Genomic DNA, 22,595 nt, shown 5'->3' with positions numbered 1-22,595 from the left:
GGTCGGGCGGGGGCTTGGGTAAGCCGCAGGGATTATAGGAAGGGGTTTGGAGTTACAACAAGTGACTGGAGCGCCGCAAATCAAAATGTGGGAGGAGGCTTGCCCCCTCCTACACTGGATTGTGGCTTATCAGGAAGTTATGCGGCTACTGGCACGTGGCTGGTATGCCAGATCAGCACCTTGCTGACGCGGTTGTCCTCGGTCTCAAGGATTTCCAGGCGGTAGCGGCCGATCTTCAGGCACACCGCACAATCCGGAATGGTCTCCAGTGCTTCGGTTACCAGGCCGTTGAGGGTCTTGGGGCCGTCGCTGGGCAGGTGCCAGCCCAGGCTCTTGTTCAATTCGCGGATCGAAGCGGCGCCGTCGATGATATAGCGGCCATCCGGCTGCGCTTCGATATGCGGGTTGTCCGCACTTTGCTCGTTTTCGAATTCGCCGACGATTTCTTCGAGAATATCTTCCAGGGTGACGATACCCAGTACTTCGCCGTATTCATCCACCACCATGCCCAGGCGTCGCTGCTGTTTGTGGAAGTTCAGCAGTTGCAGTTGCAGGGGCGTGCTTTCGGGGACGAAGTAGGGTTCGTAGGAAGCGTCCAGCAGGGCTTCCTTGGTCAGGCTGGCGTCCGGCAGCAGGTGCTGGATCAGCCGGGTGTTCAGTACGGCTTCAACCTGGTTGATGTCACTGTGGAACACCGGCAGGCGAGTGCGTGAGGAGGTGCGCAATTGCTCGATGATTTCTTCGATCGAGTCATCCAGGTTGATACCGTCCACTTCGCTGCGGGGTACCAGGATGTCATTGACGGTGATGTTGTCCAGGGCGTGGATACCCGGCATGCCAGGGGTGCGGCCGTCATCGGCCTCGGGCTGCGGTTCATCGTCGTGGCCGGGCTGTGGCTCATCGCTGTTTTTCACCACGCCGGGCTTTCGGGCAAACGGGCGCAGCAGCAACAGGCTGATGCCATTGAGCAGCCAGGCGGCGGGATAGAGGATTTTCAATGGCACGCCCAGCAGCGTGTTGCCGAAGCCCAGCACCGCCTGCGGATGACGGGTTGCCAGGGCGCGTGGCAGGTAGTCGGCCAGGATCAGCAGAACGGCGCAGGAGATCAGCCAGCCGAGCCACGGGCCGTTCTGTGCCCAGGCATAAATCGCCAGCAGGGTGCAGAGGATTACCACGGCCGCACGGCACAGGCTGTTGCAGAGGATCAGGCTGTGGCGCGGGAAACTCAGGCGGGCGGCAGCCTTGTCGCCCTGGCGTGTACCGGGGCGCAGGGCCAGCAGGTGTTGTTGTGCGGCTTCGATGGCGGTAAACAGCGCCGCCCATAACACCAGCAAGGCGATTACCGCGAGCATCGGCCCAAGGGGCAAGTTATCCATTTTTGCTGCCCGTCAGATATGCAGGATGTATTCGCGAACCAGCTTGCTGCCGAAATAGGCCAGCATCAGCAGGCAGAAACCGGCCAGGGTCCAGCGAATCGCTTTGTGCCCGCGCCAGCCAAGGCGGTTGCGGCCCCACAGCAATACGCTGAACACCACCCAGGCCAGGCACGCCAGCAGGGTCTTGTGCACCAGGTGCTGGGCAAACAGGTTTTCGACGAACAGCCAACCGGAAATCAGCGACAGCGACAGCAGCGTCCAGCCGGCCCACAGGAAACCGAACAACAGGCTTTCCATGGTTTGCAGGGGCGGGAAGTTCTTGATCAGCCCGGAAGGGTGCTTGTGCTTGAGCTGGTGGTCCTGCAGCAGCAGGAGCAAGGCCTGGAACACCGCGATGGTGAACATGCCGTAGGCCAGGATCGACAGCAGGATATGGGCGAGGATGCCTGGCTCCTCATCGATCACCTGCACCGTGCCGGTGGGGGCGAACTGCGCGAGCAGCACCGTCAGCACGCCCAATGGGAAGAGCAGGACCAGCAGGTTCTCGACAGGAATGCGATAACAGGCCATCAGCGTCAGCGCAATGACCGCCGCCGCGATCAGGCTGGCGGCGCTGAAGAAGTCCAGGCCAAGGCCAACCGGCGTCATCAGGTGGGTGAACAGGCTCGCAGCATGGGCCAGCAGGGCGAGGACGCCCAGGCCGACCAGCAGGCGTTTGTCCGCCTTGGCGCCTTTGGCCAGACGAGTGCCCTGATAAAGGGTCGCAGCGGCATACACGATGGCGGCGGCGAGGCTGGGTAGCAAACTGGGTGACAAGGGGAGCATAAATCCTGAGAGGCAAGCCCGAAAGGCGCTGAGTTTGGCATACACCTGCGTTCCACGAAAGACTCCAGGGCCAGACAGCGGGTGTGCATGGGCGCAGTCTTCGCTATAATCCGCGACCTGCCCACGCCGCAGGCTCGCCGAGCGCTGTTTTTAATAGCGATTTACCACAGCCTGGGCGGCCATTACCTCGGTCTACCAATGCATTTCGATGAATAGGGCCTGAAAGGATCGCGCATGTTTGAAAACCTGACTGACCGTCTCTCGCAGACGCTGCGCCACGTAACCGGCAAGGCCAAGCTGACCGAGGACAATATTAAAGACACCCTGCGTGAAGTGCGCATGGCGTTGCTGGAAGCCGATGTCGCCTTGCCTGTGGTCAAGGACTTCGTCAACTCGGTCAAGGAACGTGCGGTCGGCACTGAAGTGTCCCGCAGCCTGACTCCGGGCCAGGCCTTTGTGAAGATCGTCCAGGCCGAACTCGAAAGCCTGATGGGTGCGGCCAACGAAGACCTGAACCTCAGCGCCGTGCCACCGGCCGTCGTATTGATGGCCGGCCTGCAAGGTGCGGGTAAGACCACCACCGCCGGCAAGCTGGCGCGCTTCCTTAAAGAGCGCAAGAAGAAGTCCGTGATGGTGGTGTCGGCCGACGTGTACCGTCCGGCGGCCATCAAGCAGTTGGAAATGCTCGCGGGCGAAGTGGGTGTGACCTTCTTCCCGTCCGACCTGAGCCAGAAGCCGGTCGACATCGCCAACGCCGCTATTAAAGAAGCAAAACTGAAATTCATCGACGTGGTCATCGTCGATACCGCCGGTCGCCTGCACATCGATGAAGAGATGATGGGCGAGATCAAGGCGCTGCATGCCGCGATCAATCCGGTCGAGACGCTGTTCGTGGTCGACGCCATGACTGGCCAGGATGCGGCCAACACCGCCAAGGCCTTCGGCGACGCGCTGCCGCTGACCGGCGTGATCCTCACCAAGGTCGACGGCGACGCCCGTGGCGGTGCCGCGCTGTCGGTGCGTGCCATCACCGGCAAGCCGATCAAGTTCATCGGTATGGGCGAGAAGAGCGACGCGCTCGAACCGTTCCACCCTGAGCGTATCGCCTCGCGTATCCTCGGTATGGGTGACGTGCTCAGCCTGATCGAACAGGCCGAAGCCACCCTCGACAAGGACAAGGCCGATAAACTGGCCAAGAAGCTGAAGAAGGGCAAGGGCTTCGACCTCGAAGACTTCCGCGACCAGCTGCAACAAATGAAGAACATGGGCGGCCTCGGCGGCCTGATGGACAAGCTGCCGAACATCGGCGGTGTGAACCTGGCGCAAATGGGCAATGCCCAAGGCGCGGCGGAGAAGCAGTTCAAGCAGATGGAAGCCATCATCAACTCCATGACCCCGGCCGAGCGCCGCGACCCTGAGCTGATCAGTGGTTCGCGCAAGCGTCGGATCGCCATGGGTTCCGGCACCCAGGTGCAGGATATCGGTCGCTTGATCAAGCAGCACAAGCAGATGCAGAAAATGATGAAGAAATTCTCCGCCAAGGGCGGAATGGCCAAGATGATGCGCGGCATGGGCGGTATGTTGCCCGGCGGCGGCATGCCGAAAATGTAAAGAATTCGAGCGGGAGTTCACTCCTGCTCCGACCCACAGGGATGTGGGATCTCCAGCAAACCCGCCGTTGGCGGGGGCTGACCTGCCGTTTTAACCGACGGCTCTCTAGCAGATCTGAATGGCACGCTGATAGGCGCCAGAAAAAGACATTTGCAAAAGTCCGGATATTCCTTAGAATATGCGGCCTTTCGGGCACCTATGCCCGCTGTGCATTTAGATTTGCAGCACCGACTACAGGAACGATGTTCACATGCTAACAATCCGTCTTGCCCTTGGCGGCTCCAAAAAGCGCCCGTTTTACCACTTGACCGTAACTGACAGCCGCAACCCACGTGACGGCTCTCACAAGGAACAAGTAGGTTTCTTCAACCCGATCGCTCGTGGTCAAGAAGTCCGCCTGTCCGTGAACCAAGAGCGCGTAGCCTACTGGCTGAGCGTTGGTGCACAACCGTCTGAGCGTGTTGCCAAGTTGTTGAAGGACTCGGCTAAGGCCGCAGCCTGAGCAATATGAACGCGACGCCAACTGTTGCTGATGATTTGATCGTTATTGGCAAGATTTATTCTGTTCATGGCGTTCGCGGCGAAGTGAAGGTGTATTCCTTTACTGATCCGACTGAAAACCTGTTGCAGTACAAAACCTGGACGCTTAAGCGCGAAGGTAGTGTGAAACAGGTCGAGCTGGTCAGTGGACGCGGGAGCGATAAGTTCCTGGTCGCAAAGCTCAAGGGTCTTGATGATCGTGAAGAAGCTCGTCTTCTGGCCGGTTATGAGATCTGCGTGCCGCGCAACCTGTTCCCTGAATTGACCGATGGCGAGTACTACTGGTACCAGCTGGAAGGTCTGAAGGTTATTGATCAACTCGGGCAATTGTTCGGGAAAATCGATCATCTTCTGGAAACCGGCGCCAATGATGTAATGGTGGTCAAGCCTTGCGCTGGCAGCCTGGATGATCGCGAACGCCTGTTGCCCTATACCGAGCAATGCGTGTTGGCTGTCGACCTGGCAGCGGGCGAGATGAAGGTGGAATGGGACGCGGACTTCTAAGCGTGGCTAATTTGCGCATTGAAGTGATCAGTTTGTTTCCCGAGATGTTTTCCGCCATCAGCGAGTACGGCATCACCAGTCGGGCGGTGAAACAGGGGCTGTTGCAGCTTACCTGTTGGAACCCGCGAGACTACACGACGGATCGACATCACACTGTGGACGATCGCCCATTTGGCGGTGGCCCGGGCATGGTGATGAAGATCAAGCCCCTGGAAGACGCGTTGGCTCAGGCCAAGGTCGCTGCCGGGGAGAAGGCGAAGGTTATTTACCTGTCCCCTCAAGGCCGCCAGCTGAAACAGGCTGGGGTCCGCGAACTGGCGAATGAGGAAGCACTGATCCTGATTGCCGGTCGCTATGAAGGCATTGACGAGCGTTTTATTGATGCTCATGTCGATGAAGAGTGGTCGATTGGGGACTATGTCCTGTCTGGCGGCGAGCTGCCGGCGATGGTCCTGATAGATGCGGTTACACGACTGCTGCCTGGAGCTTTAGGGCATGCGGACTCCGCGGAGGAAGATTCCTTCACGGACGGTTTGCTGGATTGCCCGCACTACACCCGACCGGAGGTGTATGCGGATCAGCGTGTTCCCGACGTATTGCTAAGTGGCAATCACGCACACATCCGGCGTTGGCGTTTACAGCAGTCCCTTGGCCGGACCTATGAACGACGCGCCGATCTTCTGGAAAGCCGCTCGCTTTCTGGAGAAGAGAAGAAGCTGCTCGAGGAATACATCCTCGCGCGGGACGATAGTTAACAACGTATCGATGGTAGGTCCATTGACTTACCTTAGGAGCACAGCATGACTAACAAAATCATCCTTGCACTCGAAGCAGAGCAGATGACCAAAGAGATCCCTACCTTTGCCCCAGGCGACACCATTGTCGTCCAGGTGAAAGTGAAGGAAGGCGACCGTTCGCGTCTGCAAGCGTTCGAAGGCGTGGTAATCGCCAAGCGTAACCGTGGTGTGAACAGTGCTTTCACTGTTCGTAAAATCTCCAACGGTGTTGGCGTAGAGCGTACTTTCCAGACCTACAGCCCGCAAATCGACAGCATGGCCGTTAAGCGTCGCGGTGACGTACGTAAGGCCAAGCTGTACTACCTGCGTGACCTGTCCGGTAAAGCAGCTCGCATCAAGGAAAAACTGGCTTAAGTCCAGCTTCCCGATGCAGAAAAAAGCAGCCTACGGGCTGCTTTTTTGTGCCCGCGATTTGAGCTGCCTTTGGCGGAAAATGCGGCCTGCTGCGACGGTTCATACCTTCAAGCGTGTGTACAGGGCTGGCCTGCGATAGGATCTACCCGATACCCGCACTTTCCTTAGCTGAGCCCTCATGCCTGCCATTGACCACCCCCTGATCGACCGCTTCCTCGACGCCCTCTGGCTGGAAAAAGGCCTGTCAGACAACACCCGCCAGGCCTACCGCAGCGACCTGGCGCTGTTCAACGGCTGGTTGCAGGAGAAACACCTGGAACTGATCAATGCCGGCCGCGAGCTGATCCTCGATCACCTGGCCTGGCGTTTGGAGCAGAACTACAAACCCCGTTCCACTGCGCGGTTTCTCTCTGGCGTGCGTGGTTTTTATCGCTATTTGCTGAGGGAGAAACTGATCGCCCTCGATCCAACCCTGCAAATCGATATGCCGCAACTGGGTAGGCCTTTACCCAAATCCCTGTCGGAAGCCGACGTCGATGCCTTGCTTGCTGCGCCCGACCTCAGCGAAGCCATCGGCCAGCGTGACCGCGCGATGCTGGAAGTGTTGTATGCCTGCGGCCTGCGGGTCACGGAGCTGATCAGCCTGACACTCGAGCAAGTCAATCTGCGCCAGGGGGTGCTGCGGGTAATGGGCAAGGGCAGCAAGGAGCGGCTGGTGCCGATGGGGGAGGAAGCAATTGTGTGGGTCGAGCGCTATATGCGCGATGCCCGTAGCGAGCTGCTTGGCGGGCGGCCAAGCGATGTGCTGTTTCCCAGCCAGCGTGGCGAGCAGATGACCCGCCAGACGTTCTGGCATCGCATCAAGCACCAGGCCAAGGTGGCGGGGATCGGCAAGAGCCTGTCGCCCCACACCTTGCGCCATGCATTCGCCACCCATTTGCTCAACCACGGCGCGGATTTGCGCGTGGTGCAAATGCTGCTCGGGCACAGCGACTTATCCACCACCCAGATCTATACCCACGTGGCGCGTGCGCGCTTGCAGGAAATGCATGCCAAGCACCACCCACGAGGCTGAAAACCGCCAATTTATCCCGCCACGGGCTGCCCTGCGGCCCAACTGTGGTAGGCTTTGCCGGTTAGCAAAGGGACGGCCCGCACCCGTGTTTGCGTATCGGCGTGCCTGCGTCCGTCCCTGCATCTGCCTTCAGGAGTTTCCATGCGCTTGACCCAGATTATTGCCGCCGCAGCCATTGCGTTGGTTTCCACCTTTGCCGTCGCCGATGACGCTGCCGAGCAGACCATCCGCAAGAGCCTGGCCAACCTGCAGCTCGACACCCCGATCGAAAGCATCAGCGCCAGCCCGATGGCCGGCCTGTATGAAGTCAAGCTCAAGGGCAGCCGTGTGCTGTACGCCAGTGCAGACGGTCAGTACATCGTTCAGGGCTACCTGTTCCAGCTCAAGGACGGCAAGCCGGTCAACCTGACCGAGAAAGCCGAGCGCCTGGGTGTATCCAAGCTGATCAACGGCATCCCGGTGGCGGAAACCGTGGTTTACCCAGCTATCGGCGAAACGAAGACCCATATCACCGTGTTCACCGACACCACCTGCCCGTACTGCCATAAGCTGCATGCCGAAGTGCCTGCGCTGAACAAGCTGGGTGTTGAAGTACGCTACGTAGCGTTCCCGCGCCAGGGTCTGGGTTCGCCGGGCGACGAGCAGCTGCAGGCCGTATGGTGCTCGGCCGACAAGAAAGCTGCCATGGACAAGATGGTCGATGGCAAGGAAATCAAGGCCGCCAAGTGCGCCAACCCGGTGTCGAAGCAGTTTGCCCTGGGCCAGTCCATCGGCGTCAACGGTACACCGGCCATCGTTTTGGCTGACGGCCAGGTGATTCCGGGCTACCAGCCGGCACCACAAGTTGCCAAACTGGCGCTGAGTGCCAAATAAACCAGCATCGTCGAACCTTTGACGATCATGGCCCGCGGATAAGTCGACGGGCTATTAATTGAAAGCCGCAGTTGTGCGGCTGTTTTCCACGGCCGACCTAGCGTCGGCCGTTTCATGGGGAGTTCTTCAGTGAAACCGGTCAAAGTAGGCATCTGTGGGTTAGGGACCGTCGGTGGCGGCACCTTCAACGTACTTCAGCGTAATGCTGAAGAAATTTCCCGCCGTGCAGGGCGTGGGATTGAAGTGGCGCAAATTGCCACGCGTTCGCCAAAGCCTCAGTTCCAAACGACCGGTATTGCAATTACCAACGATGTATTCGCCGTGGCCACCAACCCTGAAATCGATATCGTCATCGAGCTGGTGGGCGGTTACACCGTGGCCCGCGAGCTGGTGCTCAAGGCTATTGAAAACGGCAAGCACGTGGTCACCGCCAACAAGGCGCTGATTGCCGTGCACGGCAACGAGATCTTCGCCAAGGCCCGCGAGAAGGGCGTGATCGTCGCGTTCGAAGCTGCGGTTGCCGGTGGTATCCCGGTGATCAAGGCGATCCGTGAAGGCCTGTCCGCCAACCGCATCAATTGGGTAGCCGGTATCATCAACGGCACCGGTAACTTCATCCTCACCGAAATGCGCGAGAAGGGCCGTACCTTCGAAGACGTGCTGGCCGAAGCCCAGGCGCTGGGTTACGCCGAAGCCGACCCGACATTCGACGTGGAAGGCATCGACGCGGCGCACAAGCTGACCATCCTGGCGTCCATCGCCTTTGGTATCCCGTTGCAGTTCGACAAGGCCTACACCGAAGGCATCACCAAGCTGACCACTGCCGACGTGAACTACGCCGAAGCCCTGGGCTACCGCATCAAGCACCTCGGTGTCGCGCGTAGCACTCCGGCGGGTATCGAGTTGCGTGTGCATCCGACGCTGATCCCGGCCGACCGCCTGATCGCCAACGTCAATGGCGTGATGAACGCCGTGATGGTCAACGGTGATGCCGCCGGTTCCACCCTGTTCTACGGCGCCGGTGCCGGCATGGAGCCGACCGCTTCGTCGGTGATCGCCGATCTGGTGGACGTGGTTCGCGCCATGACCAGCGACCCGGAAAACCGCGTGCCGCACCTGGCCTTCCAGCCGGATTCGCTGTCGGCCCACCCGATCCTGCCGATCGAGGCCTGCGAAAGCGCCTACTACCTGCGCATCCAGGCCAAGGATCACCCAGGCGTATTGGCCCAGGTGGCCAGCATCCTGTCGGAGCGCGGTATCAACATCGAGTCGATCATGCAGAAGGAAGTCGAGGAGCAGAACGGCCAGGTGCCGATGATCCTGCTGACCCACCGCGTGCTCGAGCAGCACATCAACGATGCCATCACTGCTCTGGAGGCCTTGCAAGGCGTCGTGGGCCCGGTGGTGCGGATTCGCGTCGAACACCTGAACTAACCGATCTGTTCCAGAGGCCCCGCGTGTGCGGCGGCCTCTGTTCGAGAATGTTTTAGAGGAGCCAGTCATGCGTTACATCAGCACCCGCGGCCAGGCACCGGCCCTGAATTTCGAAGACGTCTTGCTGGCAGGCCTTGCCACCGACGGCGGCCTGTACGTGCCGGAAAACCTGCCACGCTTTACCCAGGAAGAAATCGCTTCGTGGGCCGGCCTGCCGTACCACGAGCTGGCGTTCCGGGTGATGCGCCCGTTCGTCACCGGCAGCATCCCCGATGCGGACTTCAAAAAGATTCTGGAAGAGACGTACGGCGTGTTTTCCCACAGCGCCATCGCCCCTTTGCGCCAACTCAACGGCAACGAATGGGTGCTCGAGCTGTTCCATGGCCCGACCCTGGCGTTCAAGGACTTCGCCCTGCAGCTGCTGGGTCGTCTGCTGGACTACGTGCTGGAGAAGCGCGGCGAGCGCGTGGTGATCATCGGCGCGACCTCGGGTGATACCGGTTCGGCCGCCATCGAAGGCTGCAAGCACTGCGAAAACGTCGACATCTTCATCCTGCACCCGCACAAGCGTGTGTCGGAAGTGCAGCGTCGCCAGATGACCACCATCTTCGGTGAGAACATCCACAACATCGCCATCGAAGGTAACTTCGATGACTGCCAGGAAATGGTCAAGAACAGCTTCGCTGACCAGGGCTTCCTCAAAGGCACGCGACTGGTGGCGGTGAACTCGATCAACTGGGCGCGGATCATGGCCCAGATCGTCTACTACTTCCACGCCTCGCTGCAGTTGGGCGGCCCGGCGCGCTCGGTGTCGTTCTCGGTGCCGACCGGCAATTTCGGCGACATCTTCGCCGGCTACCTGGCCCGTAACATGGGCCTGCCGATCAACCAGTTGATCGTTGCTACCAACCGCAACGACATCCTGCACCGCTTCATGAGCGGCAACCAGTACGTCAAGGAAACCCTGCACGCCACCCTGTCGCCGTCCATGGACATCATGGTGTCGTCGAACTTCGAGCGTCTGCTGTTCGACATGCACGGTCGCAACGGCGCAGCCATTGCCGGCTTGATGGACACCTTCAAGAGCGGCGGCGGTTTCAGCGTTGATGAAGAGCGCTGGACCGAAACCCGCAAGCTGTTCGACTCCCTGGCCGTGGATGACGCGCAGACCTGTGAAACCATCGCCGAGGTCTACGCCCAGACCGGCGAGCTGCTTGACCCGCACACCGCCATTGGGGTGAAGGCCGCCCGCGAATGCCGTCGAAGCCTGGATATCCCGATGGTGATCCTCGGCACCGCCCATCCAGTGAAATTCCCGGAAGCGGTGGAGAAGGCGGGTGTCGGCAAGGCGCTGGAACTGCCGGTTCACCTGACAGACCTGTTCGAGCGTGAAGAGCGTTGCACGGTGCTGCCGAATGACTTGAAGGCGATGCAGGCGTTTGTCAGCCAGCATGGCAACCGTGGTAAGCCTTTGTAAGGCAAATCACGAAGACAAAAACGCCGCTTTCCCTTCCTTGGGTCAGCGGCGTTTTTTGTTTCTGGCAGGCCCGGTCTCGCGTTACGAGAATAGTTTCTGCGCGACCACTATGACCGTGCCCACGGCGGCATAGAAGCCTGTCGCGATACCCACCGGGTACCAGAAAGTCTCACAGGTTATCTTCAGGGATTCTTTGTTGAGTTTGTTTTGCTCTGCGTTCATACGTGCTATTTCAGCAAAAATACGTGATACCTCGGCGTGCATTCTGTCTGTCGACGTTTGTTGCTCATTTTGTTCTGCCATCGCTATTTATCCTTCGCAATAAGGGCCTGATGACATGCGCTTTCATCTGCATCGCAGCGTAACCAGCGCTCACCGAGTATAGGATTCACTCCCGGCCTCAGCGCCTGGCAAACCCCAAAAACAGCAGCCCATTGCGTAAGCATTTATGTGCTGCCGTTTTTTGCCTGTCATGTTGCAAGCGCATGCTGGAAACGTCATCCCCCGACAACCCCGCATAAACGAAAAAGCGAACTTTCCTACGTCACAACCAGTCACTTAGGATAGATGCAGCTCCCGTTTACAAGAATGTTTGCGAACTATTGAGTGGTGATCGAGATGGAAAGTATCAGCCTATTGCTCGAAGAAGCACTGAGCCCTTATCAGGTGACGTTGACCACCGCAGGTGTGCAGGAAGAGTGCCTGGTAACCGTGAAGAACCCCGCCGGCGCGATCATGGTCGAGCGTGAAGTCGACCGGGCGCAATTGCTCGATAAGCGCCTATTGGTGGATGTGGTGGATTGCCTGCTGCGTGACCTCAAGATCGCTGAAGGACGCCTGGAGCCCTCGGTCATCGCGGCCTTGCGCAGCGCTGCCCAGACCCGTGGCGCTGCCGTTGCATGAAGAATTGTTTACCCATGGAAACTTCCCACGTCATGGCCGGTCAGATTTCGTAACAGCAAGAGCAAACATTGTGCTCCGGTGTTTGTGCCTTGTTGTACTGGTCTTTGTAGGCCACGTTTAACCCCGAAGTGTCTCCCCACTCTTCGGGGTTTCTTTTTGCCTGGGATTTGTCAGGGTTCTGGTGAATCCCGGAAAAAACTCGGGTTGTCTCGCAGGTAATGTTCACGCATGGCAGGGTCTAGCCAGGCGGCATAGGACTGTTGTACTTGTGCCAGCGGGAGGCTGAGCAGAACCTGGTTGATCCGTTCCATGGCCTCGCGCCCCTGAGGCGTATCCGAGCAGCCGATATACGTGCGCTGGTAAGGTGCTGTGCCCTTGATGGGGTAGAAGCTGAGGTCTTCGGTTGCGATCCCCTGTTGCATCGCGTGGTAGCGGATTTCCGGCCAATAGCCCAGCACCGCCTCCAGCCGGCCCAGGCGCTGCATCTGCAGCAAGCTGCCAAGGGCATCGTTGCCGTAGTGCAGTGCCAGTTTGTGTGTGTCGGCCTGTTTCAGCCGCTCATCGATAACGGCGCCGTAGCTGCGTTCCGCAATCGCGCCGACCCTTGCCTTAGGGGCGGCGAAGAAGGCCTGCAGGTCAAACTGGCCGTCTACGATAAACGCCGCCAAGGCGTCCTGCTGGCTCTGTCGAATCGTGATGCCATTACTGACGACCACAAACGCCTGCCTGGAAAATACGATGTACCTGGCCCGCTCGGCCGTCCACAGCAATGATGGATCGCAGGTGAGCGTGGGCTCGCGCAGCATCTGCATGCCGCGCGCGCGATTGACGTGCATTACCTGGTGGCGATACTCCGGCAAGTGTCCGATCAGTATCGGCAGCAACTGGTCGAGTGCCCCCAGGCCTTTGCTTGGCCCTTCGAAGATGGTCAGCGGCGGCAAGTCGCGCAACAACCAGATCAACGTGCCCTCGGCACTCGCCGGTACGGGCCAGCTGCCGGCCAGCATGACGGCCAGGTACAGCGCAATGAGCCAGTGTTTGCAGCCGTGGGGCATCAGATTGCGCCTTTCTCACGCAGGCGGACAATGGCGGCGGCGTCGTATCCCAGCTCGCCCAACACCACGCCGTTGTGTTCACCCAGTTGCGGCCCCACCCATTCGCAACTGCCCGGTGTATCCGACAGCTTGGGCACGATGCCCGGCATCTTGAAGTCCTTGCCGCCGGGAAGCCGGGCCTTAAGGAACATCTCGCGCGCGAGGAATTGCGGGTCGCCCAGCATGTCTTCGGCGCTGTAGATACGGCTGGCGGGCACTTCGGCCTTGTTGAGTTGCTCCACCACCTGCTCCAGCGGCAGCGAGTTCACCCAGCGATCAATCACGCCATAGAGTTCATCACGACGGCTATCGCGCCCGTCATTACTGGCCAGTTGTGGATCGTTCGCCAGGTCTTCCCGGCCGATGGCACTCATGAAACGTTTGAAGATGGCATCACCATTGGCGCCGATCTGAACGTGCTTACCGTCCGCGCTGGTGTGGATCGATGACGGCGTGATGCCGGGCATGATGTTGCCGGTGCGTTCGCGAATAAACCCGAATACGTCGAATTCGGGGATCATGCTTTCCATCATGGCGAAGATGGCTTCATACAGCGCCACATCCACCACCTGGCCCACACCTCCGTTGACCTCGCGATGACGCAGCGCCATCAAGGCGCCGATGACCGCCCACAGCGCGGCGATGGAGTCGCCAATGGAGATCCCGGTGCGTACCGGAGGGCGATCTTCGAAACCGGTGATATAGCGCAGCCCGCCCATGGACTCGCCCACTGCGCCAAACCCGGGTTGGTCTTTCATCGGCCCGGTCTGGCCGAAACCCGAGAGGCGCACCATGACCAGTTTCGGGTTCAGTGCGTGCAGGGTTTCCCAGCTCAGGCCAAGCTTTTCCAGCACGCCTGGACGGAAGTTTTCGATAAGGATGTCGGCGTCGGCCAGCAGTTGCTTGAGAATCGCCAGGCCGTCCGGATGCTTGAGGTTCAGCGTCAGCGACTTCTTGTTGCGCGCCTGCACAAACCACCACAGCGAGGTGCCTTCATACAGCTTGCGCCATTTGCGCAGCGGGTCGCCGCCGTCCGGGGATTCGACCTTGACCACCTCCGCGCCGAATTCGGCGCAGATACGTGAAGCGAACGGCCCGGCGATCAGGGTGCCGAGTTCGATGACTTTCAGGCCTGCAAGTGGTTTGGCATTAAACGACATGGGGATCCTTGTCTGCGCAGAACGATGATGTGAAGCCTTTTAACATAGGCGAGTAGCCCAGGGATAAGGATGATGCAGCGCAGGATTCGGTGAATGACCTCGCCATCGGTTAGACTGGCCGCCTTTCCCTGTCTCTAGAAGCCCGTTCATGGCCCAGCCGTCCACGACCTATAAATTCGAACTCAACCTCACCGACCTTGATCGCTCGGTGTACGAGAGCGTCAAGCAGACCATCGCCCGTCACCCGTCGGAAACCGAAGAACGCATGACCGTGCGTCTGCTGGCCTACGCCCTTTTTTACAACGAACAGTTGGCGTTCGGTCGTGGCCTGTCAGATGTAGACGAGCCAGCCTTGTGGGAAAAAAGCCTGGACGATCGGGTCCTGCACTGGATCGAAGTCGGCCAGCCGGATGCCGACCGCCTGACCTGGTGCTCGCGCCGCACCGAGCGCACCAGTCTGCTGGCCTACGGCAGCCTGCGCGTGTGGGAGGGCAAGGTCGTGCCGGTGGCCAATAACCTGAAGAATGTGCACATCGCAGCGGTGCCTCAGGAGATTCTGGAGGTTCTGGCCAAGGACATGCCCCGCGTGATCAAGTGGGACGTGATGATCAGCGAAGGCACGATCTTCGTCACTGACGACCGTGGCCAGCACGAAGTACAACTGCAATGGCTGGTCGGCGAACGCGGTTGAAAATGTGGGAGGGGCAAGCCCCCTCCCACATTTGATCTGTGTTGCCTTCAGAGTTGTCGTTTAACCTTTGTATTCAAGAGAAGCTCCCGTCACCCATGCGTATCGATCCCCGCCCACTGCCCGCCGTCCTGCCCTTCCTTGGTGAATTGCCGCCGCTGTTGACCCGTCTTTACGCCGCTCGTGGTGTGCAGTCCGAGGCTGAGCTGGACAAGAGCCTGGCGCGGTTGATTCCCTATCAGCAGCTCAAGGGCATCGACGCGGCAGTGGACTTGCTGGTGACGGCACTGGAACAGCGCCAGCGCATCCTCATCGTCGGTGACTTCGATGCCGATGGCGCTACCGCCAGCACCGTGGGCACCCTGGGCCTGCGTCTGCTCGGTGCGGCGCATGTCGATTACCTGGTGCCCAATCGCTTCGAGTACGGCTACGGCCTGACCCCGGAGATCGTCGCCGTGGCGCTGCAGCGCGAGCCGCAGTTGCTGATCACCGTGGACAACGGCATCTCCAGTGTCGAAGGCGTGGCGGCGGCGAAAGCGGCGGGGTTGCAGGTGTTGGTGACCGATCACCACTTGCCTGGCGACGAGTTGCCGGCGGCGGATGCCATCGTCAACCCGAACCAGCCGGGCTGTGAGTTCCCGAGCAAGGCCCTGGCCGGCGTTGGCGTGATCTTCTACGTGCTGATGGCCCTGCGTGCGCGTTTGCGCAGTCTGGGCTGGTACGAGAACACGCCTCAACCGAATATCGGCGAACTGCTCGACCTGGTGGCCCTCGGCAGCGTGGCCGACGTGGTGCCTCTGGACGCCAATAACCGCATCCTCGTGCATCAGGGCCTGGAGCGTATTCGCGCCGGTCGCGCACGGCCGGGAATCAAGGCGATTCTCGAAGTGGCCAAGCGCGATGCGGCGCGCATCACGTCCACCGACCTCGGCTTTATCCTCGGGCCACGCTTGAACGCCGCTGGGCGCCTGGACGATATGAGCCTGGGCATCGAATGCCTGCTCACCACGGATTTCGCCGCGGCACGGGAAATGGCCGCGCAACTGGACGGCATGAACCAGGACCGCAAATCCATCGAACAAGGCATGCAGCGCGAGGCCCTGGCCCAGCTCAAGGACTTGCCGGTGGAATCGATGCCCTACGGCTTGTGCCTGTTTGATCCGGACTGGCACCAAGGTGTGATCGGCATTCTTGCGTCGCGCATGAAGGAGCGGTACTTCCGCCCGACCATCGCCTTCGCCGATGCCGGCGATGGGCTGCTGAAGGGCTCTGGACGCTCTGTGCAGGGCTTTCACATCCGCGATGCGCTGGCGGTGGTCGCGAGCCAGCATCCCAACCTGATCACCAAATACGGCGGCCACGCCATGGCGGCGGGGCTGACCTTGCCCGAGGAAAATTTCCCACTGTTTGCCGAAGCCTTTGACGCCGAAGTGCGTCGGCAACTGCGCGAAGAAGACCTCACCGGGCGCCTGCTGTCCGATGGCACCCTCGCGGTGGAAGAGTTTCACCTGGAACTGGCGCGCGCATTGCGGCATGCCGGGCCGTGGGGGCAACACTTTCCAGAGCCGCTGTTCCATGGCGTGTTCCAGCTGGTAGAGCAGCGAGTGGTGGGGGAGCGGCACCTGAAAGTGGTGCTCAAGAGCGAGTGCGGGTCGGTGAAGCTCGATGGCATTGCCTTTGGCGTCGACCGGGAAGTCTGGCCGAACCCGTCCGTACGTTGGGTGGAGTTGGCTTACAAGCTGGACGTGAACGAGTTTCGTGGGAATGAAACCGTGCAACTGATGATTGCCCACATCGAACCGCGCTAGATCTTACCGACGCCGCAAAAAACTGTGGGAGGGTGCTTGCCCCCGATAGCATTGGGTCAGTCACAGCATTGTTGACTGACACTCAGCTATCGGGGGGCAAGCACCCTCCCACAGTTTGATTTGTATAAGGCTCGGGTTTATTCGGTTTTGGCCTGGTGCTTCACGATGATATCCACCAACCGCTTGGCCAGCGCCGGGTAGTTCTCATCGAAGTGATGCCCGCCCGGCAGCTTCACAGTCTCGCCCACGGCAGTCTTGTCGGTGCAGCCACTCTCGTCGACTTCTTCGGCACCGTAGATGCACACCACCTTGTCAGCCGGCAGCTTGGCCATTTCCGGGCCGGTCGCGGCTTCTTTGCCGGCGTTGCCCAGCCAACCTTCCACTTCGATTTCAAAGCTGCCGGTGCGGGCGAATGCCAGCAGGATGATGACGTCCACACGCTGCTGTTCGTTTTCCGGCAGGCGGTTGTAGATCGCCGGCAGTACGTCGGCACCGAACGAGTAGCCGGTCAGTACAAAGCGCTTGGTGCCCCATTTCTGCCGGTAGTGCTGCATCAGCTCGGTGAGGTCCTTGGCGCTTTGTTCCGGGGTCTTGTGCTGCCAGTAGTAGCGCAGGGTGTCGATGCCGACCACCGGGTAGCCGATCTTGGCCATCTCGCCGGCCACATCGCGGTCGAGGTCACGCCAGCCGCCATCACCGGAAAGGAACAGGGTCACGGTGTCCTTGGCCTGGCCAGCCGGCACTTCCACGACGGGAATCGCCAGGCCGCCGTTGTCCGAACCCACCAGTTGCTTGCGCAGTTCGTTGTTCAGCACTTGCGGATAGTGAATGTCGTAGTCGCTGATACTGGTGGTGGCACGCGGGGTGTCACGTACGAAACTGGCGCTTTCATCGTCAGGGTTATCGTTCCAGGCCACCAGCCAATTACCGTGTGCGGCGGTTTTCGGCAGTGGGTCCTTGCAACCTTCCTGTACCAACGCGAAGCCGACGGAGATGGCGTTGGCCTTGTCGTCGTTCTGTGTGGCCAGCCAGCGCCAGGCGAGGGCGGCGCCAGGGCCGATGCCGCTGACCAGGGTCGCGGGCCCTTTGAGCTGGCCCAGGGCGCTTTGCAGCGCTTGTTCCTGCAGCTTGCAGTCATCCTTTGGCAGGATCACCTGGACGATCTGCGCCTTGCCGCCTTGGCTCAGGGTAATCAGTTGGCTATCCGTCAGGGTTTCGCCAGCCATCACCGCCACCGCGACGCGGGCTTTCGGGGTGCCGGCCGGGGTCACGCGGGTCATCACCGAGCCGTCGGCCTGGGGCAGTTGCTCCAGGGTCGGCTGCGGGGCAGGGCGGTTCCAGAACCAAAAGCCGCCACCCAGGACCAGGGCCAGCAGCACTACAAAGGCCAATACATACCGCCAGGAGCGTCGAATCATCAGCGTTTCACCAATCCAGTCAAGCCGCCCGCGATCAGGGCGGCGGTATCGGCCAGTGCCACCAGTGGGTCAAGTCCCGCGGGCACGGCCATGTAACGGGGTTCCCAGTCAGGCTGGAACTTGTCTTTAAAGCGGCGCAAGCCTTGGAAGTTATACAGTTGCTCGCCGCGACGGAACACCATCGAGCCCAGACGCTGGGTCAGGGGCGCGCCGCGTCGCGGTTGCAGGCCCGACAACGGCACCATGCCGAGGCTGAAGCGAGCATAGCCGTGACTCTTATAGTGTTGAATCAGGCCGACCATCATGAATTCCATGGTCAACTTGGGCGCATCCGGGTGGGCGCGCATCAGGTCGAGACTGGCCAGGTCGTGGTTGTAGGTCTCGAGCAGGTTGGCGAAGGCCACCGGGCGACCTTCGAAGCGAATGATCGCGATGCGAAAGTGCTTGAGGTAGTCGTCGCTGAAGCGTCCGAGGGAAAAGCCCTTTTCCCGCACATTCTTACCGGTAAGCCAGGCATCCGAGATGACTTTTAATTCATCCATCGGCGCCGTGCCGGGTTCAAAAATCTCCAGGGACAGGCCGTCCCGGGTGCCACGGTTCCAGGTGTAGCGCAGGTCCTTCATCTCTTTGCCCTTGGCTTCCAGGTCAAAGCGTTTCAGGTCGACGCGGGCCTCTTCCCCCAGCTTGATCGCGGTGAGACCGATGTCCATGTAATAGGGCAAGTTCTCGGCGCGTACCTGATAGAACACCGGGCGCGCATGATGGATGTCGCACAGATCACGGAACTGCCAGATCATTTCGGCACGGGGTTGAGTCGGGCCGATCGGGTCATACAAGGCCACCAGGCTGCGCCCGCGACGGGCGTACATCAGGAAGGCTTCATCGTTGGGGTGGAACAGCAGCGCCTTGTCGCCGGTCAGCGCCAGGCCGCCGTCGGGTTGCGACGATGCCATCAGGATCTTGGTGGCGCGTTCCAGCTCATCGGGTGTCGGCAGGTGGATCACCGGGCGTGCGGTGCGCAGCAGCCAGGTCAGCGAAACGATGACCAGCAGCACGGCGGCGCCCAGCAGCGAGCGCAGGCCGCGCGGGGCGTTGGCATCGAGGGTGAACTGCCACCACAGTTGATGGCTGTACGGTACATCTTGATACGCGAACAGCAGCAGCCAGATAGAAGCACCCAGCACACAGACACTGGCCACCAGGTACAGCGGTGAAAAAGGCAGCTCGGTCAGGCGGCTGGCGCGATAGAACGAGCGGCGGAAGATCGCCAGCAGTATCGCCGTCATGGTCATCAGGCTGGCTTCTTCCCAGTCGAACCCCTTGAGCAGCGAGAGCAGGGCGCCCACCAGCAGCAGCACCATGGTCAGCATCCACGCAGCCGACAAGCGTCGACGCAGACCCTGGGCCAGCAACAGGCACAGCACGCCGATCAGGCTGGCACCGAAGTGCGAGGCGTCAATCAGGCGGTGGGGAATCAGGAAGCCGATGTTTTCCAGGCGTGAGTCGATCTCCGGCGTGGCGCCGGAAAACAGCAGGACCACGCCGGACAAAAAAACCAGTACGGCCAGCACCGGGGCCGCCAGGCCAGAAGCCACCCGCAGACTCTGTTGGGTCTGGAACAGGCGCTGCGCTTCGTTGACCAGCAGGAACACGCAGGCGATCAGCAGCGGTAATACAACGTAGATCATGCGATACAGCAGCAGGGCGGCCGCCAGTGGCGCTGCACCAAGTTTGTCGGCGAAGGCCGCGAGCAGGATTGCCTCGAATACCCCGACACCACCTGGTACATGGCTGAGCACACCCGCGGCCAGCGCCAGCAGATACACCAGCAGGAACGGGCCGAAAGGCGGTGCTTCCGGCAGCAGCATATAAAGGACGGTAGCGGCAGCGGCAACGTCCAGTGCGGTGATGATCAGTTGCAGGAACGTCAGGCGCCGGCCAGGCAGGCGCAAGGTCCGACGCCCGGCTTTTACCAGCAGGTTGTCAGGGTAGGGCTGTTCCGGCAGGCGGCGGCGATAGATGCCTATGCACAATACGACCGACAGCAACAGCACCGCGCCGGCAACGCCGCCGAGCACAGTTTGTGGCAAATGCAGGTAGGTCGACGCTGCCGGCAAGTTGCTCAACGTGGCCAATGCAGCCAGCGGGGGCAGGGCGCAGCCCAGTGCCAGGCTGGCGAACACGGTCATGTGGGCGACTTCCGAAGCCCCGATGCCATGGCGTGCATATAAACGGTAGCGCACCGAGCCGCCCGAGAGCATCGAAAGGCCAATGGCATTGCCGATCGCAAAAGCAGTAAAGCCGCCGAGGGCCAAGGTCTTGGCAGGCAGGTTCACCCCGGCATAGCGTGCGCCGGAAAACTCATAGCCCAACAGAATGACGAACCCCGCGATGGCGGCGGCGAACGCACCGAGCAAAGCGGGTTTGGGCACTTCCAGGATCGAGTCGTGGAGGGCGTAGAGGTCCAGCTCCAATAGCAGGTGTCGGCAGGCGATCAGCGCGATTGCGAACAGCAACAAGGTCACGGCCAGCCCTATGGGTTGCCGGTATTTGCTCAACAGATCCAGCCAGCGCAAGCGGGTCGGAGCGATAGGTTGTTCTGCTGTGACGGTGTCTTGTGGTTCAGACGAGTTGGCGCGCATCAATCACCTCGTGGATTGTGCGCGACAGGATGGAGGTATCCAGCCAAGTTACCAATCCCTATGGACAAAATAATTACAAATATTAACGCGGATCACCGGGTGCGGCGACTGCGGCCATTGGTCGTAGAGGCGTAAGCATAGCGTGCGATGAGATGGACTCTACAAACCGGGTACGGTTTCATGAAAGATGCCATGCCATTGTTTCAGATGAACTTTTTCATCGGATACAAAAAAGGCCACTCTTTCGAGTAGCCTTTTTTGATGTTTGGTTGCGGGAGCCGGATTTGAACCGACGACCTTCGGGTTATGAGCCCGACGAGCTACCAGACTGCTCCATCCCGCGTCTGTGGGCGGCATTCTACAGCCCAACGGCGAGGTGTCAACCGTTAATGAGCCGATGGGTCAAATAAGTGTGATATGAGCGGTGAAGGGCGGCTGTGGAAGGTAAGTGCGCGATGGGTAAAGATTTTTTTGTCTTACAATTTTCGTACAGACACAAAATAGACGCGCACAAAAAAGGCCACTCTTTCGAGTAGCCTTTTTTGATGTTTGGTTGCGGGAGCCGGATTTGAACCGACGACCTTCGGGTTATGAGCCCGACGAGCTACCAGACTGCTCCATCCCGCGTCTGTGTGTCGGCATTCTACAGAGGATCGCGTGTGTGTCAACCTGTGAATCGAAGAAAAGGGCTTGTGGTTCAATCGGTTAGCTCTCCAAACAGAGCCATTTCAATCGTGCGGGCCAGTCGGGCTAAGGGTTTCAGCTCTATTGGGGGGCTAATTTCGATTGAGAAAATAAATTCATCTGGGAAATTTCCTACCGCTTAGGCGGAAGATTCAAACTACTGGTGCTATATACAGGGGTGAATGCGATACTGCTCACCCGTTGGATTACACCCCCTTCTATCTATGACGCAGCGCAAAATCATCCACGTCGACTGTGATTGCTTCTACGCCGCCATTGAGATGCGCGATGACCCGAGCCTGGCGCAAAAGCCCCTGGCGGTAGGTGGATCGGCAGATCGAAGGGGGGTGATCGCTACATGTAACTACGAAGCGCGGGCGTATGGGGTGCGTTCAGCCATGTCGTCGCGCCATGCCCTGAAGCTCTGCCCGGACCTGACCATTGTCAAGCCGCGCATGGATGCATATAAGGAAGCGTCGAAGGAAATCCAGACGATCTTCCGCGACTACACCGATCTGATCGAGCCCCTCTCGCTGGACGAGGCCTACCTGGATGTCTCCGACAGCCCGCACTTTGGCGGCAGCGCCACGCGCATCGCCCAGGATATTCGGCGCCGGGTCTCCAACCAGTTGCACATCACCGTGTCCGCCGGCGTGGCACCGAACAAGTTTTTGGCCAAGATCGCCAGCGATTGGAAAAAGCCCAATGGCCTGTTTGTCATTACCCCGGATCAGGTCGAGGACTTTGTCTCCCAACTGCGGGTAAGCAAGTTGCACGGCGTGGGCAAGGTGACGGCGGACAAACTGGCGCGCCTGGGCATCGAAGACTGCCTGCAATTGCGCGAGTGGAACAAGCTGGCGCTGGTGCGTGAGTTCGGCAGTTTTGGCGAGCGGCTGTGGAGCCTGGCCCGTGGGATAGATGACCGTGTGGTACAGAATGACAGCCGGCGGCAGTCCATCAGTGTGGAAAATACCTACGATGTGGACCTGCCGGATCTCTCAAGCTGCCTGGCGAAACTTCCAGAGTTGATGGAAACCCTGGCCGGGCGCATGGCGCGTATCGACAGCAGTTATAAGGCGGGAAAGCCGTTCGTTAAGGTGAAGTTTCATGACTTTACCCAGACGACGTTGGAGCAGGCGGGAGCGGCGCGGGATCTGGAGAGTTATCAACAGTTGATGACCCAGGCGTTCAATCGTGGCGGTAAACCGGTGCGGTTGCTGGGGATTGGCGTGCGGTTGCTGGACCTGAGTGGCGGGAACGAACAGTTAGAGTTTTCTTGGTAGAAACCGGGAAAAAATGTGGGAGAGGCAAGTCGCACCGCCCCTCTCACAT

Annotated in this window: 20 protein-coding genes and 2 tRNA genes; 13 read left to right on the top strand and 9 right to left on the bottom strand. The window is 59.9% G+C overall.

The genetic code is table 11. The features are described from left to right. Window positions 1-137 precede the first annotated feature (137 nt). On the bottom strand, window positions 138-1,376 hold the full coding sequence (locus HCF10_RS07180) for a transporter associated domain-containing protein (protein ID WP_167655125.1): 1,239 nt from the start codon (window positions 1,374-1,376) through the stop codon (window positions 138-140). Between the two features lie 12 nt (window positions 1,377-1,388). Then, window positions 1,389-2,201, bottom strand: a complete 813-nt coding sequence (locus HCF10_RS07175) for a cytochrome C assembly family protein (protein ID WP_122720320.1) — start codon at window positions 2,199-2,201, stop codon at window positions 1,389-1,391. Between the two features lie 234 nt (window positions 2,202-2,435). Between HCF10_RS07175 and ffh the strand changes: the two genes are divergently transcribed. The 9 genes from ffh (at window position 2,436) to thrC (ending at window position 10,866) form a co-directional block, all read left to right on the top strand. Beyond that, window positions 2,436-3,812 carry a signal recognition particle protein gene (gene ffh / locus HCF10_RS07170; RefSeq protein ID WP_010207982.1) on the top strand — a complete coding sequence of 459 codons (1,377 nt, stop codon included), beginning with the start codon at window positions 2,436-2,438 and terminating at the stop codon, window positions 3,810-3,812. A 250-nt stretch (window positions 3,813-4,062) separates the two neighbouring features. Next, complete coding sequence (gene rpsP / locus HCF10_RS07165; RefSeq protein ID WP_003238923.1) at window positions 4,063-4,314, top strand: 30S ribosomal protein S16; 252 nt, start codon at window positions 4,063-4,065, stop codon at window positions 4,312-4,314. 5 nt (window positions 4,315-4,319) lie between these two features. Beyond that, the gene (rimM, locus tag HCF10_RS07160; protein WP_027605457.1) at window positions 4,320-4,856 is read left to right on the top strand and encodes a ribosome maturation factor RimM; all 537 of its coding nucleotides are present in this window, start codon (window positions 4,320-4,322) and stop codon (window positions 4,854-4,856) included. After that, window positions 4,838-5,611 (top strand): tRNA (guanosine(37)-N1)-methyltransferase TrmD, encoded by a 774-nt coding sequence (gene trmD / locus HCF10_RS07155; protein WP_184743990.1) that lies wholly within the window; start codon window positions 4,838-4,840, stop codon window positions 5,609-5,611. Before rimM ends, trmD begins: the two co-directional genes overlap by 19 nt. Before the next feature lie 45 nt (window positions 5,612-5,656). Continuing rightward, on the top strand, window positions 5,657-6,007 hold the full coding sequence (gene rplS, locus HCF10_RS07150) for a 50S ribosomal protein L19 (protein ID WP_003175895.1): 351 nt from the start codon (window positions 5,657-5,659) through the stop codon (window positions 6,005-6,007). Between the two features lie 178 nt (window positions 6,008-6,185). After that, on the top strand, window positions 6,186-7,082 hold the full coding sequence (gene xerD / locus HCF10_RS07145; protein ID WP_131697949.1) for a site-specific tyrosine recombinase XerD: 897 nt from the start codon (window positions 6,186-6,188) through the stop codon (window positions 7,080-7,082). 141 nt (window positions 7,083-7,223) lie between these two features. Further along, on the top strand, window positions 7,224-7,955 hold the full coding sequence (locus HCF10_RS07140) for a thioredoxin fold domain-containing protein (protein WP_003175893.1): 732 nt from the start codon (window positions 7,224-7,226) through the stop codon (window positions 7,953-7,955). Window positions 7,956-8,084: 129 nt separating this feature from the next. After that, window positions 8,085-9,389, top strand: coding sequence for a homoserine dehydrogenase (locus tag HCF10_RS07135; RefSeq protein WP_027605461.1), 1,305 nt, complete (start codon window positions 8,085-8,087; stop codon window positions 9,387-9,389). 67 nt (window positions 9,390-9,456) lie between these two features. Then, complete coding sequence (thrC, locus tag HCF10_RS07130) at window positions 9,457-10,866, top strand: threonine synthase (protein ID WP_027605462.1); 1,410 nt, start codon at window positions 9,457-9,459, stop codon at window positions 10,864-10,866. Window positions 10,867-10,947: 81 nt separating this feature from the next. On the opposite strand, the gene HCF10_RS07125 is transcribed toward thrC, so the two are convergent. Beyond that, complete coding sequence (locus HCF10_RS07125; RefSeq protein WP_016971927.1) at window positions 10,948-11,169, bottom strand: hypothetical protein; 222 nt, start codon at window positions 11,167-11,169, stop codon at window positions 10,948-10,950. Window positions 11,170-11,484: 315 nt separating this feature from the next. On the opposite strand from HCF10_RS07125, the gene HCF10_RS07120 reads away from it, so the two are divergent. Next, a complete protein-coding gene (locus tag HCF10_RS07120) occupies window positions 11,485-11,769 on the top strand; it encodes a DUF3509 domain-containing protein (protein WP_131697948.1) in 285 nt (94 codons plus the stop codon). A gap of 170 nt (window positions 11,770-11,939) precedes the next feature. Here the strand turns inward: HCF10_RS07120 and HCF10_RS07115 are convergent, their stop codons facing one another. Both HCF10_RS07115 and HCF10_RS07110 read right to left on the bottom strand, forming a co-directional pair. Continuing rightward, window positions 11,940-12,824: a TIGR02285 family protein gene (locus tag HCF10_RS07115; protein ID WP_167655124.1), complete on the bottom strand. Its 885-nt coding sequence runs from the start codon at window positions 12,822-12,824 to the stop codon at window positions 11,940-11,942. Beyond that, window positions 12,824-14,023 (bottom strand): CaiB/BaiF CoA transferase family protein, encoded by a 1,200-nt coding sequence (locus HCF10_RS07110; RefSeq protein WP_131697946.1) that lies wholly within the window; start codon window positions 14,021-14,023, stop codon window positions 12,824-12,826. The genes HCF10_RS07115 and HCF10_RS07110 overlap by 1 nt, the downstream gene beginning before the upstream one ends. A gap of 148 nt (window positions 14,024-14,171) precedes the next feature. Here HCF10_RS07110 and HCF10_RS07105 point away from each other — a divergent pair, with 148 nt between their 5' ends. Then, complete coding sequence (locus HCF10_RS07105; protein ID WP_032890801.1) at window positions 14,172-14,714, top strand: YaeQ family protein; 543 nt, start codon at window positions 14,172-14,174, stop codon at window positions 14,712-14,714. 95 nt (window positions 14,715-14,809) lie between these two features. Then, a complete protein-coding gene (gene recJ / locus HCF10_RS07100; RefSeq protein ID WP_131697945.1) occupies window positions 14,810-16,519 on the top strand; it encodes a single-stranded-DNA-specific exonuclease RecJ in 1,710 nt (569 codons plus the stop codon). 137 nt (window positions 16,520-16,656) lie between these two features. On the opposite strand, the gene HCF10_RS07095 is transcribed toward recJ, so the two are convergent. The 4 genes from HCF10_RS07095 to HCF10_RS07080 all read right to left on the bottom strand — a co-directional run bounded on the left by HCF10_RS07095 (window position 16,657) and on the right by HCF10_RS07080 (window position 21,206). Beyond that, window positions 16,657-17,937 carry a virulence factor family protein gene (locus tag HCF10_RS07095; protein WP_167655123.1) on the bottom strand — a complete coding sequence of 427 codons (1,281 nt, stop codon included), beginning with the start codon at window positions 17,935-17,937 and terminating at the stop codon, window positions 16,657-16,659. Next, a complete protein-coding gene (gene mprF / locus HCF10_RS07090) occupies window positions 17,937-20,579 on the bottom strand; it encodes a bifunctional lysylphosphatidylglycerol flippase/synthetase MprF (RefSeq protein ID WP_131697943.1) in 2,643 nt (880 codons plus the stop codon). Before mprF ends, HCF10_RS07095 begins: the two co-directional genes overlap by 1 nt. Before the next feature lie 266 nt (window positions 20,580-20,845). Continuing rightward, window positions 20,846-20,922: transfer RNA gene (locus tag HCF10_RS07085), tRNA-Met, on the bottom strand. Window positions 20,923-21,129: 207 nt separating this feature from the next. Then, a tRNA-Met gene (locus tag HCF10_RS07080) sits at window positions 21,130-21,206 on the bottom strand. Between the two features lie 281 nt (window positions 21,207-21,487). Here HCF10_RS07080 and dinB point away from each other — a divergent pair. Beyond that, the gene (dinB, locus tag HCF10_RS07075; protein WP_115487213.1) at window positions 21,488-22,546 is read left to right on the top strand and encodes a DNA polymerase IV; all 1,059 of its coding nucleotides are present in this window, start codon (window positions 21,488-21,490) and stop codon (window positions 22,544-22,546) included. Window positions 22,547-22,595: the final 49 nt, after the last annotated feature.

The organism is Pseudomonas sp. B14(2022), from assembly GCF_012030485.1.
GTDB lineage: Bacteria > Pseudomonadota > Gammaproteobacteria > Pseudomonadales > Pseudomonadaceae > Aquipseudomonas.
Note: the sequence above shows the minus strand (reverse complement) of the source record. Positions and strands in the feature narration are given on the sequence as shown.